Annotated in this window: 1 pseudogene; it reads left to right on the forward strand. The window is 49.5% G+C overall.

Annotation, left to right across the window (positions count from 1 at the left end):
- Positions 1–27 precede the first annotated feature (27 nt).
- Positions 28–331: pseudogene (locus C0Z22_RS15870) on the forward strand (hypothetical protein); the annotation flags it as partial.

The raw sequence follows: 331 nt of genomic DNA on the forward strand, positions 1-331 counted from the left end.
AAAATGAGCAAGGTCTCAAGAGACACTTTGTACGAGGCTGTTCGGGAGGTCCAGTCTGGTTCCCGTCGTAAGAAGAGAAAGTTTCTTGAGACTGTGGAACTGCAGATCAGCTTGAAGAACTACGATCCCCAGAAGGACAAGCGTTTCTCAGGCACTGTCAGGCTGAAGACAACCCCACGCCCCAAGTTCTCCGTGTGTGTCCTTGGTGACCAGCAGCATTGTGATGAAGCCAAAGCCGCCGAGCTTCCACACATGGACATCGAGGCTCTTAAAAAGCTCAACAAGAACAAGAAAATGGTGAAGAAGCTGGCAAAGAAGTATGATGCTTTCC

The organism is Halobacteriovorax sp. DA5 (assembly GCF_002903145.1).
Lineage (GTDB): Bacteria > Bdellovibrionota > Bacteriovoracia > Bacteriovoracales > Bacteriovoracaceae > Halobacteriovorax_A.